The 13,370-nt window shown below is 64.0% G+C and carries 16 protein-coding genes; 7 read left to right on the top strand and 9 right to left on the bottom strand.

Going from position 1 to position 13,370, the window contains the following annotated elements; genetic code table 11:
* Window positions 1-3 precede the first annotated feature (3 nt).
* The gene (gene ahpF / locus HWX53_RS14675; protein WP_175941982.1) at window positions 4-1,590 is read right to left on the bottom strand and encodes an alkyl hydroperoxide reductase subunit F; all 1,587 of its coding nucleotides are present in this window, start codon (window positions 1,588-1,590) and stop codon (window positions 4-6) included.
* A gap of 149 nt (window positions 1,591-1,739) precedes the next feature.
* Window positions 1,740-2,303, bottom strand: coding sequence for an alkyl hydroperoxide reductase subunit C (gene ahpC, locus HWX53_RS14670; RefSeq protein WP_175941980.1), 564 nt, complete (start codon window positions 2,301-2,303; stop codon window positions 1,740-1,742).
* A gap of 198 nt (window positions 2,304-2,501) precedes the next feature.
* On the opposite strand from ahpC, the gene HWX53_RS14665 reads away from it, so the two are divergent.
* Window positions 2,502-3,197 (top strand): NAD(P)-binding domain-containing protein, encoded by a 696-nt coding sequence (locus tag HWX53_RS14665; RefSeq protein ID WP_175941978.1) that lies wholly within the window; start codon window positions 2,502-2,504, stop codon window positions 3,195-3,197.
* Between the two features lie 141 nt (window positions 3,198-3,338).
* Window positions 3,339-4,007 carry a GTP cyclohydrolase II gene (gene ribA / locus HWX53_RS14660; protein WP_241269937.1) on the top strand — a complete coding sequence of 223 codons (669 nt, stop codon included), beginning with the start codon at window positions 3,339-3,341 and terminating at the stop codon, window positions 4,005-4,007.
* Between the two features lie 24 nt (window positions 4,008-4,031).
* Here ribA and HWX53_RS14655 read toward each other — a convergent pair whose 3' ends face one another.
* The 3 genes from HWX53_RS14655 to HWX53_RS14645 all read right to left on the bottom strand — a co-directional run bounded on the left by HWX53_RS14655 (window position 4,032) and on the right by HWX53_RS14645 (window position 7,718).
* Window positions 4,032-4,778 (bottom strand): 2OG-Fe(II) oxygenase, encoded by a 747-nt coding sequence (locus HWX53_RS14655; protein WP_175941976.1) that lies wholly within the window; start codon window positions 4,776-4,778, stop codon window positions 4,032-4,034.
* Between the two features lie 82 nt (window positions 4,779-4,860).
* Window positions 4,861-5,352: a hemerythrin domain-containing protein gene (locus HWX53_RS14650; RefSeq protein WP_175941974.1), complete on the bottom strand. Its 492-nt coding sequence runs from the start codon at window positions 5,350-5,352 to the stop codon at window positions 4,861-4,863.
* A gap of 56 nt (window positions 5,353-5,408) precedes the next feature.
* Entirely contained in the window at window positions 5,409-7,718 is a 2,310-nt protein-coding gene (locus tag HWX53_RS14645; RefSeq protein ID WP_175941972.1) for an ATP-dependent DNA helicase, read from the bottom strand.
* 95 nt (window positions 7,719-7,813) lie between these two features.
* On the opposite strand from HWX53_RS14645, the gene HWX53_RS27915 reads away from it, so the two are divergent.
* A complete protein-coding gene (locus tag HWX53_RS27915) occupies window positions 7,814-7,948 on the top strand; it encodes a hypothetical protein (protein WP_279612495.1) in 135 nt (44 codons plus the stop codon).
* Window positions 7,949-7,987: 39 nt separating this feature from the next.
* A complete protein-coding gene (locus HWX53_RS14640) occupies window positions 7,988-8,356 on the top strand; it encodes a DOPA 4,5-dioxygenase family protein (protein ID WP_175941969.1) in 369 nt (122 codons plus the stop codon).
* A 48-nt stretch (window positions 8,357-8,404) separates the two neighbouring features.
* Here HWX53_RS14640 and HWX53_RS14635 read toward each other — a convergent pair whose 3' ends face one another.
* A complete protein-coding gene (locus HWX53_RS14635) occupies window positions 8,405-8,989 on the bottom strand; it encodes a phasin family protein (protein WP_244140116.1) in 585 nt (194 codons plus the stop codon).
* Window positions 8,990-9,433: 444 nt separating this feature from the next.
* Here HWX53_RS14635 and HWX53_RS14630 point away from each other — a divergent pair, with 444 nt between their 5' ends.
* Window positions 9,434-9,706, top strand: a complete 273-nt coding sequence (locus tag HWX53_RS14630) for an XRE family transcriptional regulator (RefSeq protein WP_175941966.1) — start codon at window positions 9,434-9,436, stop codon at window positions 9,704-9,706.
* 39 nt (window positions 9,707-9,745) lie between these two features.
* Here the strand turns inward: HWX53_RS14630 and HWX53_RS14625 are convergent, their stop codons facing one another.
* Window positions 9,746-10,666, bottom strand: a complete 921-nt coding sequence (locus HWX53_RS14625) for a DMT family transporter (RefSeq protein WP_175941964.1) — start codon at window positions 10,664-10,666, stop codon at window positions 9,746-9,748.
* A 297-nt stretch (window positions 10,667-10,963) separates the two neighbouring features.
* Here HWX53_RS14625 and HWX53_RS14620 point away from each other — a divergent pair, with 297 nt between their 5' ends.
* Window positions 10,964-11,179 carry a hypothetical protein gene (locus HWX53_RS14620; protein WP_175941963.1) on the top strand — a complete coding sequence of 72 codons (216 nt, stop codon included), beginning with the start codon at window positions 10,964-10,966 and terminating at the stop codon, window positions 11,177-11,179.
* Between the two features lie 18 nt (window positions 11,180-11,197).
* Here the strand turns inward: HWX53_RS14620 and HWX53_RS14615 are convergent, their stop codons facing one another.
* Window positions 11,198-11,653: a hypothetical protein gene (locus HWX53_RS14615; protein ID WP_175941961.1), complete on the bottom strand. Its 456-nt coding sequence runs from the start codon at window positions 11,651-11,653 to the stop codon at window positions 11,198-11,200.
* 279 nt (window positions 11,654-11,932) lie between these two features.
* Here HWX53_RS14615 and HWX53_RS14610 point away from each other — a divergent pair, with 279 nt between their 5' ends.
* Entirely contained in the window at window positions 11,933-12,316 is a 384-nt protein-coding gene (locus HWX53_RS14610) for a hypothetical protein (RefSeq protein WP_175941959.1), read from the top strand.
* A gap of 12 nt (window positions 12,317-12,328) precedes the next feature.
* Here the strand turns inward: HWX53_RS14610 and HWX53_RS14605 are convergent, their stop codons facing one another.
* Entirely contained in the window at window positions 12,329-12,496 is a 168-nt protein-coding gene (locus tag HWX53_RS14605; RefSeq protein ID WP_175941958.1) for a hypothetical protein, read from the bottom strand.
* Between the last annotated feature and the right edge of the window lie 874 nt (window positions 12,497-13,370).

Below are 13,370 nucleotides of genomic sequence, written 5' to 3'. Positions count from 1 at the left end.
CACTTACGCGGCGACTGCTTCCTCGGCCGGCGCTTCGTCTTCCACCGATGCGCGGATCAGGTGATCGAACGCCCCGAGCGATGCCTTCGCGCCTTCGCCGACCGCGATCACGATCTGCTTGAACGGCACCGTCGTCACGTCGCCGGCGGCGAACACGCCCGGAACCGAGGTCGCGCCCTTCGCATCGACGACGATCTCGCCGTGCTTCGACAGTTCCACCGTGCCCTTGAGCCACTCGGTGTTCGGCACGAGACCGATCTGCACGAACACGCCTTCCAGCTCCACGCGATGGCTCACGCCCGTCGCGCGGTCCGTGTAATTCAGGCCGTTGACCTTCTTGCCGTCGCCGGTGATTTCCGTCGTCTGTGCGCTCGTGACGATGGTCACGTTCGGCAGGCTGCGCAGCTTCTTTTGCAGCACCGCGTCAGCGCGCAGTTCCGCGCCGAATTCGATCAACGTCACCGCCGCCACCACGCCCGCCAGGTCGATCGCCGCCTCGACGCCCGAATTGCCGCCGCCGATCACCGCAACGCGCTTGCCCTTGAAAAGCGGGCCGTCGCAGTGCGGGCAGTACGCTACGCCGCGTCCGCGATACTCGCGCTCGCCCGGCACGTTGATTTCGCGCCAGCGCGCGCCGGTCGCCAGCACGATCGTCTTCGCCTTCAGCACCGCGCCGCTCGCCAGTTGCACTTCGTGGATGCGGCCCGGCACCAGCTTCTCGGCGCGCTGCACGTCCATCACGTCGACTTCGTAGCTCTTGACGTGCTGTTCGAGCGCCGTGGCGAACTTCGGTCCTTCCGTTTCCTGCACCGAGACGAAGTTCTCGATCGCCATGGTGTCGAGCACCTGACCGCCGAAGCGCTCGGCGACGACGCCCGTCGCGATGCCCTTACGCGCTGCGTAGATCGCAGCCGCCGCGCCAGCCGGCCCGCCGCCGACGATCAGCACGTCGAACACCGGCTTCTTCTCCAGTTCCTTCGCGGCACGGGCGGCCGAGCCGCTATCCAGCTTCGCGAGGATTTCCTTCACGCCGCTGCGGCCCTGGCCGAAGCTCTCGCCGTTCAGGAACATCGTCGGCACAGCCATGACCTGACGCTCTTCGACTTCGTTCTGGAAGAGCGCGCCGTCGATCGCGACGTGCTTGATGCGCGGATTGATGATCGCCATCACGTTCAGCGCCTGCACGACTTCCGGGCAGTTCTGGCACGACAGCGAGAAATACGTCTCGAAGCGATAGTCGCCGTCGAGATTGCGAATCTGTTCGATGGTCGCGTCGTCCAGCTTGATCGGGTGGCCGCCGGTTTGCAGCAGCGCCAGCACGAGCGACGTGAATTCGTGACCCATCGGAATGCCCGCGAACTGGATGCCCGCGCCCTTGCCCGGCTCGCCGATGGTGAACGACGGACGACGCGCGGAGGCGTCCCCTTTCTCGACGACGCTGATCTGCGTCGACAGCGAAGCGATTTCGTCGAGCAGGCCCTTCAGCTCACGCGACTTGTCGCTGTCGTCGAGGAAGGCGACGAGCTCGATCGGCCGGGTGACCTTTTCCAGATAGGCTTTCAACTGATTCTTGAGGTTGGCGTCCAGCATGGCGTTGTCCGTTCCGTGGCGTTGTTCTTGGGATGTTGCGGACACGCTCCGACACGGCGCGAAGCGCCGCATCGAAAGCGTGTTTGGAGCTTTAACCTTGCCGCCGATTCAGCGACAAGGTCCGTGATGCGCTCGTCGAATGACGAGGCTTAGATCTTGCCGATGAGGTCCAGCGACGGCGTCAGCGTTTCAGCGCCCGGCGTCCACTTGGCGGGGCAAACTTCGCCCGGGTGCGCTGCGACGTATTGCGCGGCCTGCACCTTGCGCAGCAGCTCGCCTGCGTCACGGCCGATGCCGTTGTCGTGGATTTCGCACAGCTTGATCTCGCCTTCCGGGTTGATCACGAACGTGCCGCGCAGCGCCAGGCCTTCTTCCTCGATCAGCACGTCGAAGTTGCGCGAGATCGCGAGCGTCGGGTCGCCGATCATCGGATACTGGATCTTGGCGATCGTTTCCGACGTGTCGTGCCATGCCTTGTGCGTGAAGTGCGTGTCGGTCGAAACGCCGTAGATTTCGACGCCCAGCTTCTTGAATTCTTCGTAACGATCAGCCAGATCGCCGAGTTCCGTCGGGCAGACGAAGGTGAAGTCGGCCGGATAGAACACGAACACGGACCACTTGCCCTTCAGGTTTTCGTCGGTGATGGTCACGAAATCGCCGTTGTGATAAGCGGTGGCCTTGAACGGCTTGACTTGGCTGTTGATGATCGGCATTTAGCAGATTCCTCTAGCTGTGTTGTTGAAGGAGTGAATGGATTATGAACTAAAACTATCAATCCTTGGAAGTGGATTGATTTTATCATTCTAATTGATCTGGGCTATTGTGTCGATCCACCCGTTGCCACCCTGCGGCATCCGGCGGCATCTGGCTTGCGAAGCGGTTCTGTCTCAATCGTCCATCAAGGGGTGTTCATGAAGATCGGAATCATTGGAGCGGGAAACATCGGACAGGTTCTGGCCGAGCATTTCACGAAGTGCGGCCACGACGTGAACATTGCCAACTCGCGCGGGCCGGACTCGCTGCGCGACGTCGAGCGGACCACCGGCGCGACCGCCGTCGAGGTGCGCGACGCGGTGAAGGGCGCGGAACTCATCGTCGTGACGATTCCGGAGTCGAAAGTGCCGGATCTGCCGAAGAATCTGTTCGCGGGCGTTCCAGAGAACGTCGTCGTGGTCGATACCGGCAACTACTATCCGCAGCAGCGCGACGGGCGCATCGAGGAGATCGAGAAGGGCATGCCGGAAAGCCGCTGGGTCGAACAGCAGATCGGCCGGCCGGTGGTGAAGGCGTTCAACAACATCTACGCGGCGCATCTGCGCAAGAACGGCAAGCCGGCGGGCACGCCGGGGCGCATCGCGCTGCCGGTATCGGGCGACGACCATCGCGCGAAGACCATCGTGATGAAGCTGATCGACGAGATCGGATTCGATGCGGTCGACAACGGCGAAATCGACGACTCGTGGCGTCAGCAGCCCGCGACGCCCGTCTACACGGCGGACCTCGACGCAGCGGGCGTGCGCGAGGCGCTGAAGAAGGCCGATCCGGTGCGCAAGCCCGAATGGCGCGCGACGGACCGCAGTCCCGGCACGTTCGAGAATCCGGCGTGAGTTGCCGATAGGGGAAATGAGTAAAGCCGGCGCGCGCCGTGCGACAATCTGCAAACTTTCCCGATGGGCCTTACCATGACATGCCGGGCCTGCGCGGCGCATCTGCCGCCGTTCCCGGCATCGTGGACTCGCTGATTGACTATGAAAACCGCTTCTCCCTCGCTGGACGTACAGAACTCTCATCACCGCTTCGGCGAATGCGCCGAATGCGCGGACGTCGAACTGGCCGCGACCGCCACCATTCCGACGCGCTACGGCACCTTCGGTTCGTACGTTTATCGCGTGAAGGAGACGGATGTCGAGCACATCGCGTTCGTGATGGGCGACGTGAGCAACGGCGAATCGGTGCTCACGCGCCTGCATTCCGAATGCGTGACCGGCGACGTGTTCGGCTCGTATCGCTGCGACTGCGGCGAGCAGCTCGACCTCGCGCTGCGCTATATCGCCGCTGAAAGCCGCGGCATCTTGCTGTATCTGCGCGGTCACGAAGGGCGCGGCATCGGCCTCGCGAACAAGATTCGCGCGTATGCGTTGCAGGAGCAGGGGCTGGATACGGTCGATGCCAACCTGCACTTAGGCCTTCCCGACGACGCCCGCGAGTACGACTCCGCCGCCGCCATCCTGCGCGCGATGAACGTGAAGTCGGTGCGGCTGATGAGCAATAACCCGTCGAAGTTCGACACGCTCCTGCGCCACGACATCCCCGTGAGCGAGCGCGTGGCACTCGCCATTCCAATGCGCGAAGAGAACGAGCGCTACATCAAGACGAAGCAGGCGCGCTTCGGACATTACTTCGACGAGAACGAATAGAGCGCTCGCGCTCGCCTTCGCGCCTCAACGCGCGTCGTGAAAGATCACGCCCAGCATGTGCCGCTTGCCTGACCGCAGGCGGCTCACGCCGTGCCGCATGTTCACGCGATACACGCCGCGCGTACCGTTCACCGGCCGTTGATGCACGGCGAAGAACACCGCGTCGCCTTGCGCGAGCGGCACCACTTCCACGCGCGACTGCATGCGCGGCCGCTGTTCCGTCATCACGAACTCGCCGCCGGTGAAGTCGCGTCCCGGCGCGGAGAGCAGAATCGCCATCTGAATCGGGAAGACATGCTCGCCGTATAGGTCCTGATGCAGGCAGTTGTAGTCGCCCGGCACGTAGCGAAGGAGCAGCGGCGTCGGGCGCGTCTGGCCCGCGCGATGGCATCGCTCGATGAACGCCGCGTGTTCGTCCGGATAGCGCGTCTCGATGCGCATGACCTCGTTCCAGCGATTCGCGATTGGCGCCAGATGCCGGTAGGCCGCGCCGCGCACGGCATGGAGCACGTCGGGCAACGGATACCCGAAGTACTTGTACTCGCCGCGTCCGAAGCTGTGCCGTTCCATCACCACCCGGCTGCGAAAGCGCGCGTCGTCGTCGTACAGCGCGGCGAGCGCCGCGCATTCGTCGCGCGAAAAAAGGCCCGGCGCAACGGCCGAGCCCTGGCAGTCGAGTTGCGTGCCGAGATCGTTCCAGTCGAGCGCGTCGATGCGCCCGGGAATGTCCGCGCTCGCATCGGTCGCGAGCGCGCTGTCCATCGCCTTCATGCAGTTACTCCGGATGTGCGTGTGCCAGGGCCCACTGTGCGCCTCACGCGCCGCCCGCACACTCCGGGTCTTGCTGCGCCATTCAGCGCGGCGTCGCGACTTCGGTGATGCGGTTCTGCAACTCCGTCTTGCGCGCCTCGATCTTCTGGCCGAGCGCCGCGACGTCCAGCTTCGTCTTGCGAATTTCCTTGAAGAGCTCCGACTCCTCTTCCTCGACGTGATGCATCACGTTTTCCTTCAGCACGCGGAAGGTCGCGTCGAAGCCTTCGTCGCCGGCCTTCAGTTGCGTGAACTTCTCGATCAGCGTCTTGACGAGGAAGTGCTCGACGTAGGCTTCCTCGACATCGATCTTCTCGTCGTCGCTGCCGAAGGCTTCGCGCGCGGCCGGATAGAGCAGTTCTTCTTCGACGATCGCGTGAATGGTCAGCAGCTCGCAGGCGCGCTGAACGAGCGTCGACTTGCGTTCGAGGTCGTCTTTCGGCGCGCGGTCGAAGGCTTCGAACAACTGTTCGACAGCGCGATGGTCTTCTTCGAGAATCTTGAGCGCGTCGAGCGGTTCTTGTGCGGTGGACATCGGGCTTCTCCTTATGTGTGGCCGGGCTTCGGACAGCCGCAGCTCATGGGGTGCCGTCAATCAGCAAGAGCGATGCCCGCTGAGTCCCGCTCGCGCAGCAGCTTGACGTCCCACCACGCCGGCAGGAGGCGCCGCACGTCGGCGCGGGCGAAACGGTCGTCGATCAGATACAGCACGCCGCGATCTTGCGGGCCGCGAATTACGCGGCCGGCTGCCTGCACGACCTTCTGCAAGCCGGGAAAAAGATAGGTGTAGGCGTAGCCGTCGCCGAATGCCGCGTGCATGCGCGCCTTTAGTTGCTCGTTCACCACGTTCAGTTGCGGCAGCCCCAGCGTCGCGACGAATGCGCCGATGAGCCGCGTTCCCGGCAGATCGATCGCCTCGCCGAACGCGCCGCCGAGCACCGCGAAGCCGATGCCGCGCCCGTCCGGTTCGAAGCGGGCGAGGAACGCGTGCTGGTCGGCCTCGCTCATGCCACGGGACTGTTGCCAGCAGACGATCGACGGATGGCGCCGTTCGAGCGCCGACGCCACTTGCGCGAGATAGTCGAAGCTGCTGAAGAAGCTCAGATAGTTGCCCGGCGCGCGGACGTACTGAGCGGCGATCAGGTCCGCGATGCGGTCGACGGATCGTTCGCGGTCGCGAAAGCGCGTCGATACGTCAGCGACGGCGCGCACATCGAGTTGATCGGCGGTGAACGGCGATTCGACGTCGATGCGCACGGTCGTCGCGGGCAGGCCGAGCGTATCGGCGTAGTAGTGCGCGGGCGTGAGCGTCGCCGAAAAGAGCGCGACGCTATGGGCGCGGGCGAAGCGCGGCGCGAGATGCGGGCCGGGAATCACGTTGCGCAGGCAGAACACCGCGCGGCCTTTGCCGGACAGCGTGATGTCGAAGATCGAATGCGTGCCGAAACGCTCGGCGATGCGCGTGAAGTGCAGCGCGTCGAAATAAAAGCGCAGCACTTCGGGCGTGAAAGTGTCCGGCTGCTCGGCCATCGTCTCCGTGAGCGCCGAGATCGCGTGTCCGAGCGCGCTCAAAAGCGCCGCGGGCGGCTCGTCGTGCGCCGCGTAGTCGATGCCCGCCGCCAGTTGATCGCGGCTCGCGTCGCTGAAACTGCGGCCGACGCGCGCCAGCATCCGCTTGAAGAAGGGCGGCGCGCTGCGGCGCATGGCGTTGAAAGCGGCCTGATCGAGCGACGCCGAATACATGCCGCGCGCCCGTTCGACGAGGTTATGCGCCTCGTCGACGAGCACGGCCACGCGCCAGCGATTTGCCTCCGCGAGCGCAAAAAGCATGGCACTCGTATCGAAGTAATAGTTGTAGTCGCCGACGATCACGTCCGCCCAGCGCGTCAATTCCTGACTCAGGTAGTACGGACAGACGGCGTGCTCGCGCGCCGCATCCGCCACCGACGCGCGATCCAGATGCGCCCGTTCTAGCGCGGCGGCGCGGGCAGCCGGCAGGCGATCGTAGAAGCCGCGCGCCAGCGGGCATGACTCGCCGTGACACGAGCGGTCCGGATGCTCGCACGCCTTGTCGCGCGCGACGAGTTCGACCACGCGCAGTGACTTGGGCGCGGACGCGGCGAGCGTCGAGAGGGCGTCGAGCGCCAGCTGACGGCCCGCGCTTTTCGCGGTCAGAAAGTAAATCTTGTCGAGCTGCTGCGCGGGCCACGCCTTGAGCAGCGGAAACAGCGTGCCGATCGTCTTGCCGATGCCCGTCGGCGCTTCCGCGACGACGCATCGGCCGGACACCGCCGCGCGATACACCGCTTCGGCGAGCGCCCGCTGTCCGGGCCGGAACTCGCCGTGCGGAAAGACGAGCCCGGAAAGGGCCGCATCTCGCGCCGCGCGATGCCGCACTTCTTGCTCCGCCCACGCGATGAACCGCTGGCATTGGGCGCTGAAATGTTCTTTGAGCGCTTCGGCGGTCACAGTCTCCGCGAGCGCGGTCTCCGTCTGATCGACGATATCGAAATACACGAGCGCGATTTCGATGCTATCGAGTCCGAGCTTGCGACACATGAGATGGCCGTAGACGCGCGCCTGCGCCCAATGCAGATGCCGATGATTCTGCGGCATGGAATCGAGCTTGCCGCGATGCGTCTTGATTTCTTCGAGCCGGTTCAGCGCGGGATCGTAGCCATCCGCCCGGCCGCCCACGCGCAGCGGGCCGTAGTCTTCGGACAGCGCGATTTCCTTCAGATAACCCGCCGGGCGGCGGCTCGTGACGGTGACGTGGCCCGCCACGCCTTCTTGCGCCGTGGGCGTCGGTGTGAAGCGCAGGTCGAGATCGCCTTGCTTCGCGGTGAACTCGCAGAGCGCGCGCACGGCGACGGTGTAGGCGGGCTCGGAAACTGTACGCATGTACAGTAGTCTAGCATGCGGAATAACCGGCTCCGGCGGCGCGTTCAGTGGATGCGGCGTCGATCGAGATCGCCGTCCAACGAACGGAGGCATCTATGAAGTTCGCAAGAATCGTCGTGGTCGCTCTGGCGCTGGTGACGGCCGCACTTGCCGGTTGTCAGACGGACGGCGGCGGCGCATCGTACAACCGCTCGTCCAGCGGGAGCAGCAGCGGCGGCGGCGCGTATTAGAATCGGACGTCTCTCGACTCGCGACGGATGGATCGAACGATGGCACCCGACAACGCGCCCGCGGTATCAGGCTGGCATGCGCATGTCTATTTCGACGCCCCGAGCCGCGACGCCGCATGGCAGTTTCGGCAGGTGATCGCAGAGCGGTTCGCCGGCGACATCGAAAGCGGCGCGCTGACGCTCGGCCGCTTTCACGAACGTCCGGTCGGACCTCATCCGCTATGGTCTTTTCAGCTCGGATTCGGCAGCGAGCGACTGACGGCGATGCTCGAATGGCTCGCGCTGAATCACGGCGAACTGGATGTGTTCATGCATCCGAACACGGGCGACGATCTGCGCGACCATCGCGATTCGGCGGTCTGGATCGGCCATTCGCACGAACTCGTGCTCACCGCCTTTTCACGCTAGCCCGCGAAGCGGAGCGCGTCCGCCTCGCGCGCGATGCTTAGTTGATGCTTACTTCTTCGTGCCGGCCGGCTTGTTCGAGACGACGCGCACGGCGGGCGGCGTCGGCAAGCTGGCGGTCGCGGTTGCGCTCGCCTCGGTCTGCGCGGCCTCCACGACCTGGCGCGTCGAAGTGCGCGCCGCTTCGTAGGCCGAGTTGGCTGATTGCGTGGCGGAATCGACGACGGATCTCCACGCCGACACGACCGCCTCGCTGCCGAGCGGCGCGCTCGTGACGAGGCTTTCGACGATCGCCTGCGCGTTGCGCTGCGACTTCTCCAGCTGGTCCTGCGTCGCTTGCATGTAGGCGCCGCGCACGCCAGTAGCGATTTCGTTCACGTCCTGCCAATAGGCTTGCGCGCGCTGCGCGTTCGCTTGCATGCGGGCGTTCTGAACGGCGAAAAACTCCTGAATATCGCGGACGGAGAAGCTCTTGCCGATGAATTCCTGCTGCTCCGAGAAAGCGGTCCGCAATGTGCGAACGTTCAGTTCGATCAATTTTTCGAAGCCCTGAACCGCCTGAGTGGCGAATCCGAAGGTGGCATCCAAGCCGGCCCGCTGGGTCGCGAGAAAGGTTTCTGGCGCAAGACTGCTCATGCTGGACTCCATTAGAAGTTGCTTCAATTACGTGATTGTGCAGCGCAGCGAACGACTCATTCTAGAGAAAAGATAATGCCTGTCAATTCCCATCTTCAGGTATCGCGATAATCGCCTAATTGCGCGGGTGAACTCGGCTTACATTAATCGGTATTAAACGCTGATGTAATTCGCAGGCAATTTAATTGCACGATCGTCCGTATTAACGACGAGAACCGTTTAGGGTCGGAGAAGGGTAAACACCGAGGCGCTCAAGCGCCGATGCGTTATTTCCCCACTTGACGCTTCCCCTTGCCGCTTGAAAGAATTCGGCCCTGCGTTTTGCAACACGCAGCGCGGAATCACTGTCACTGAGCCGTCACCGTGACTTCGTATGATTCCGACCTGCGCGAATATCAGCCGGCGCTGAACGGCGAAAATATAAAACGAGAGAGTTGAAGCAACATGGGCCGACATACCCAAACCATCGGACACCTTGAACGTAGTCACGAAGACAACACCCTGCGGCGCGCAATGGCCGCGCGACTCGACCGCGCGATGCAACGCGCCAACGTAAGCTCCGCCAAAGCGGCCAAATGGGTCGATGCGAGCGAACACGACGTGCAGTTCTGGCGGCGCGGCATTACGGTGCCGCCGCTTCACGCATTCAACCGCATCGCTCATGCGCTCGATGTCGACGTGCATTGGCTCTGCACCGGCCAGACGCACGTCTCCTGAAACGTTGCTTCTAGGAACCGGCGGGCGTCGGTCCGCCGCTTATTTGCGGTTGTGCATGAGCACCGTGCCGATTCCGCTCGCGGCAATCACGCACATGCCGGCCGTCATCCACACGTCGGGCACTTGTCCGAACAGCAGCCAGCTAAAGCACGACGCGAACGCGAGCTGCGCGTACGAAAAGGGCATGAGCACCGCGAGGGGCGCGCGCCGCAAGGCCTGAAGCATCAGCAATTGGCCGCCGGTTGCCATCGTCGCCATGAACGCGACGAGAAGCCAACTGCCGGCGCCGACGTGCGCAAGTTCAGGCAGCAGCCGCGCCTGATCGGCCCAGACCAGCGCGCACAGCACGACCGTCGCGACGAGCGCGGTCAGGAAATTCGTCGTGATGGCGTCGTCTACGCGCGACAGGTGGCTCGATACCACCTGGAAGCACGCGAAGCTCGTCGCCGAACCGATCGGCAAGATCACCGACCAGGTGAAATCGCTGCCACCCGGCCGCACGATCAACAACATGCCGACGAAACCGAGCACGACCATCGCCCATTTTCCGCGCGAGACGTGGTCCTTCAGGACGAGCGCGGCGAGCAGCGTCGAGATCAGCGGCGCGAGCATCGCGAGGGACGTGGTGACGGGAAGCGGCAAGTAGCGCAGGGCGGCAAACGTGCATGCCGAGTTCGTCAGCAGCAGCAGCGCGCGGACGATTTGCAGTTTAAGACTGCCGGTGTGGAAGGTGCGAAAGAGGCCGAACGCGCCGCGTCGCGCCTGCCAGACGCCAAGCACGATCATCTGAAACAGATAGCGCACCCACAGCAGCGCGACGACCGGCACCGCGGCGCCGATCAGCTTGACAGTGGAATCGCTTGCCGCGAAGGCGGCCGTGGTGAGAATCATGACCGCGATGCCGGCGCCGGCGTTGTCCGCAGCCACCGCGTACCGTGCTTTGCCCTCTAAAGTCGCCATCGAGTGTTCGCCGGTTGATCATCCGTGGATCAGGACGGCACTTTTAAGCCGTTGCTTCCATTCTGCGTACATCGACAAAACCTGGCAAGGCGACAGTCAGCTTCCGCGAGCGGCTGTTGTGCCGAGGTCACTTTGCTAAAAATGTACTGGACGGTTCATTCTGAATGAGTTTGCGTTCGTCCGCGCCTTCGTGAAAAGCTGAACGCCGCACGCAATTGTTCGCGCGAACGGCTTTGCCATCCGCAGACTACCGCTACACTTAAAGTAATTTCTCAACACTGCGGCGGGGAGATGACGATGAGAGCCCGACCAAGAGAGATGGTGCGTCTGCTCGCCACGTTGCGGCATTCCGCGCAATGTCGAGCGCTGCGCGCGGCGGCGGCACAGGAGGCGGTGCGTCTTGCGCAGCAGGAAGCGGAAGAGGAAGAAGCCGATCAGGCCGAGCGCGATTCGACGTCATCCGGCGAAGCGGGCACGGCTGGCGCCGGGACCAGGCACCGGCGCATGCATTAGAGCCACGAACGCCGCGCTTTAAGCCCGCGCGCGGTTTCGGTAAGGAGAAAAGCGCCAGTGACCGGCCGGGTCCTTCACGGCAACTGCGCCGTGCTCGTGCAGCATGTCGCCGATCGCGCCGGGCTTGATGTCGTCGGTCATACGGATGATGAGCAGCGTGCGTTCGCGGCAACTGTCGTCGGATGCGGCAGGTGCGGGCGGCCGCGGCGCGAGCGGCTCGCGCACAGCGAAGCGGTTGTGCGCGCCGACCACGCCCTGATGTTCGCCATGCGCGACGTACTCGGCCTCGTCTTCTTCATGCGACGGCATCGCGAGCGCTTTGAGTTGCGCGTCGCCGTGGCCCGCGCGATACAGATGCGCGTCGTCTCGCGACAGTCCCGCAGTTTGCAGCGCGCGCAGCGCCTCGTGTCCGTCGCGATACGAGTCGAACACGCCTACGATTACCTGATTCGTCTGGTTTGCCGTCTGATGCATCGTCGCCCTCCGTCGGCCCGCGCACGCGCAGGCCGCCTGTTCGCGCCGTTATCGCGGGCGGGCGTCGCTGACCGGGATCGAACGACGGCGCCTGGCGATACGTGCGCGTGTGTTGATCGTAAGACAAATGGAGCAACGGCCGTTCCCGCACGGGTGGACCTTTGAGCGGCGACGCACTGGCAATTTTGCCGGGTTGCGACCCCAACGCGGATCGCCTAAAGTGTCTACCTTCTTTCAGACTCCGCGTGCCGCCAGCGGCGCGCCCCTCGCGAGGCCCGAATGACGGCGAAAGCGTGCGCGTGGATCTTCGTGCTGTCGGCAGCGGGCGCGGGTCCGGCGTGGGCGGCGCAGTGCTACGCCGACGGCGATATCGTCACGCTCGAAGGCACGGTGACGCGTCAGGCCACGCATCAGACCGACGCGGGGGCAAAGCCTGCGTGGGTGCTCTCGCTGGCGAGTCCGGTGTGCGTCGTCAACGCGGGCAGCGGGCAGGGCGGACGGCAGCAGTCGAATGTGTCGGCGGTGCAGATCATCGACGCGGAGCCCGGCGAGAACGCGCGCGTTCAGCTTACGGGCAAGCTGGTCACGGGCAACGTGAGCGCGTACTACGCGGTGCCGACGGCCATCTGGGTGCTCAAACAGCGCGTGCTATCGGGACAGTAGTAATGGTGGCCGTCAAGCGGCTTTTGCGCGCGCCCGGCAGTATTGCGCGACGACCCATTGCAGCGGGCGTTCGTCGAGCTTGCGCTCTTCGGCGAACCGCATAATGGCGTCGAGTTGCTGGCCGCTGCAACGAAAGGCCTCGCGGCGCGGTACGGAATGTTTGTTGATGTGCTTGGTCATGGCAATCCCTTTTTGCTTGGTTCTCAACGGACCTTGGGACCTTCCCCGGAGGGCAGGCTGGCCGAACGGTGACCCGTCCGTGCGCCTGCTGCTTTCGTCATTAGGCCGGATCGCGGCGATCCTGACCGGCTGCTAGCGCACATAGTCACCAGAACGCTTGACTTCTCGCAAAGCGTGGGCCTGAGGGTGTCCACGAGCCTTCGCGCGAGCGGAATTTCCCAATGCGCTCAGCCGTTTAGCACTTCATGAGGGCGATGAGAGTTGCCGTCGGAGCATGCGACGGCCGAGGGCCAAGAGCCGGCGCGGGAGACCGGAAGAAGGGAATAAGGGCTCTTTAAGGCGGCGGGCATCGCGAGGTGGCCGCCGCTGAGCCCTAAGCATCGCGCGGTGCCGGGTGCATCGTCGATATCGCAGTCGACGACGCAGGCCGCGAGACCGCTTGCCACTCGGCGCAAAGGCACTCGTTGCCACGCGAGCGCCCGACACGACTCACGAGCCTGTGCGAAGCAGAGGACACCGAGCAGCACCGCTCGGCGCAGTCGATAACGGCGTGCCGCGAATTCTTTCGTACAAGGTCGGCTAGAGGTACGCCGAAGGCACGGAGCTGCTTGCTCCTTGGCATGCAGTCTTTCGGAAGACTCGTCGCGATACCGCCTTCCGATTCGTTCACCCTGCATCGCGAGCGAACCTCGTATCAGCAGTCCTCGGCACACGCGAGGAGCGTCAACTTGGGCTAACGTCGCCTGCCGCTTCGGACGGCAAGCCGGCGCGATGCGCCTACCGAAGCATCGACCAATCGTCCGATGACCCGCGTCACCGAAAACATAGTGGGGAGAGCGCCAATATTGGCGTCGTTTTAGCGCCTCTATAATCG

It is taken from the genome of Caballeronia sp. BCC1704 (assembly GCF_902833455.1).
Lineage (GTDB): Bacteria > Pseudomonadota > Gammaproteobacteria > Burkholderiales > Burkholderiaceae > Caballeronia.
This window is presented reverse-complemented; position numbering and strand designations above follow the sequence as displayed.

Excerpts from the sequence above, each read along its gene's own strand:
- HWX53_RS14610 (WP_175941959.1), top strand. The coding sequence starts at position 11,933 with ATGACGGCGAAAGCGTGCGCGTGGATCTTCGTGCTGTCGGCAGCGGGC.
- HWX53_RS14605 (WP_175941958.1), bottom strand. The coding sequence starts at position 12,496 with ATGACCAAGCACATCAACAAACATTCCGTACCGCGCCGCGAGGCCTTT.
- HWX53_RS14665 (WP_175941978.1), top strand. The coding sequence starts at position 2,502 with ATGAAGATCGGAATCATTGGAGCGGGAAACATCGGACAGGTTCTGGCC.
- HWX53_RS14620 (WP_175941963.1), top strand. The coding sequence starts at position 10,964 with ATGAGAGCCCGACCAAGAGAGATGGTGCGTCTGCTCGCCACGTTGCGG.
- HWX53_RS27915 (WP_279612495.1), top strand. The coding sequence starts at position 7,814 with ATGAAGTTCGCAAGAATCGTCGTGGTCGCTCTGGCGCTGGTGACGGCC.
- HWX53_RS14615 (WP_175941961.1), bottom strand. The coding sequence starts at position 11,653 with ATGCATCAGACGGCAAACCAGACGAATCAGGTAATCGTAGGCGTGTTC.
- HWX53_RS14630 (WP_175941966.1), top strand. The coding sequence starts at position 9,434 with ATGGGCCGACATACCCAAACCATCGGACACCTTGAACGTAGTCACGAA.
- HWX53_RS14640 (WP_175941969.1), top strand. The coding sequence starts at position 7,988 with ATGGCACCCGACAACGCGCCCGCGGTATCAGGCTGGCATGCGCATGTC.
- HWX53_RS14635 (WP_244140116.1), bottom strand. The coding sequence starts at position 8,989 with ATGAGCAGTCTTGCGCCAGAAACCTTTCTCGCGACCCAGCGGGCCGGC.
- HWX53_RS14650 (WP_175941974.1), bottom strand. The coding sequence starts at position 5,352 with ATGTCCACCGCACAAGAACCGCTCGACGCGCTCAAGATTCTCGAAGAA.
- HWX53_RS14655 (WP_175941976.1), bottom strand. The coding sequence starts at position 4,778 with ATGAAGGCGATGGACAGCGCGCTCGCGACCGATGCGAGCGCGGACATT.
- HWX53_RS14645 (WP_175941972.1), bottom strand. The coding sequence starts at position 7,718 with ATGCGTACAGTTTCCGAGCCCGCCTACACCGTCGCCGTGCGCGCGCTC.
- ahpC (WP_175941980.1), bottom strand. The coding sequence starts at position 2,303 with ATGCCGATCATCAACAGCCAAGTCAAGCCGTTCAAGGCCACCGCTTAT.
- ahpF (WP_175941982.1), bottom strand. The coding sequence starts at position 1,590 with ATGCTGGACGCCAACCTCAAGAATCAGTTGAAAGCCTATCTGGAAAAG.
- ribA (WP_241269937.1), top strand. The coding sequence starts at position 3,339 with ATGAAAACCGCTTCTCCCTCGCTGGACGTACAGAACTCTCATCACCGC.
- HWX53_RS14625 (WP_175941964.1), bottom strand. The coding sequence starts at position 10,666 with ATGGCGACTTTAGAGGGCAAAGCACGGTACGCGGTGGCTGCGGACAAC.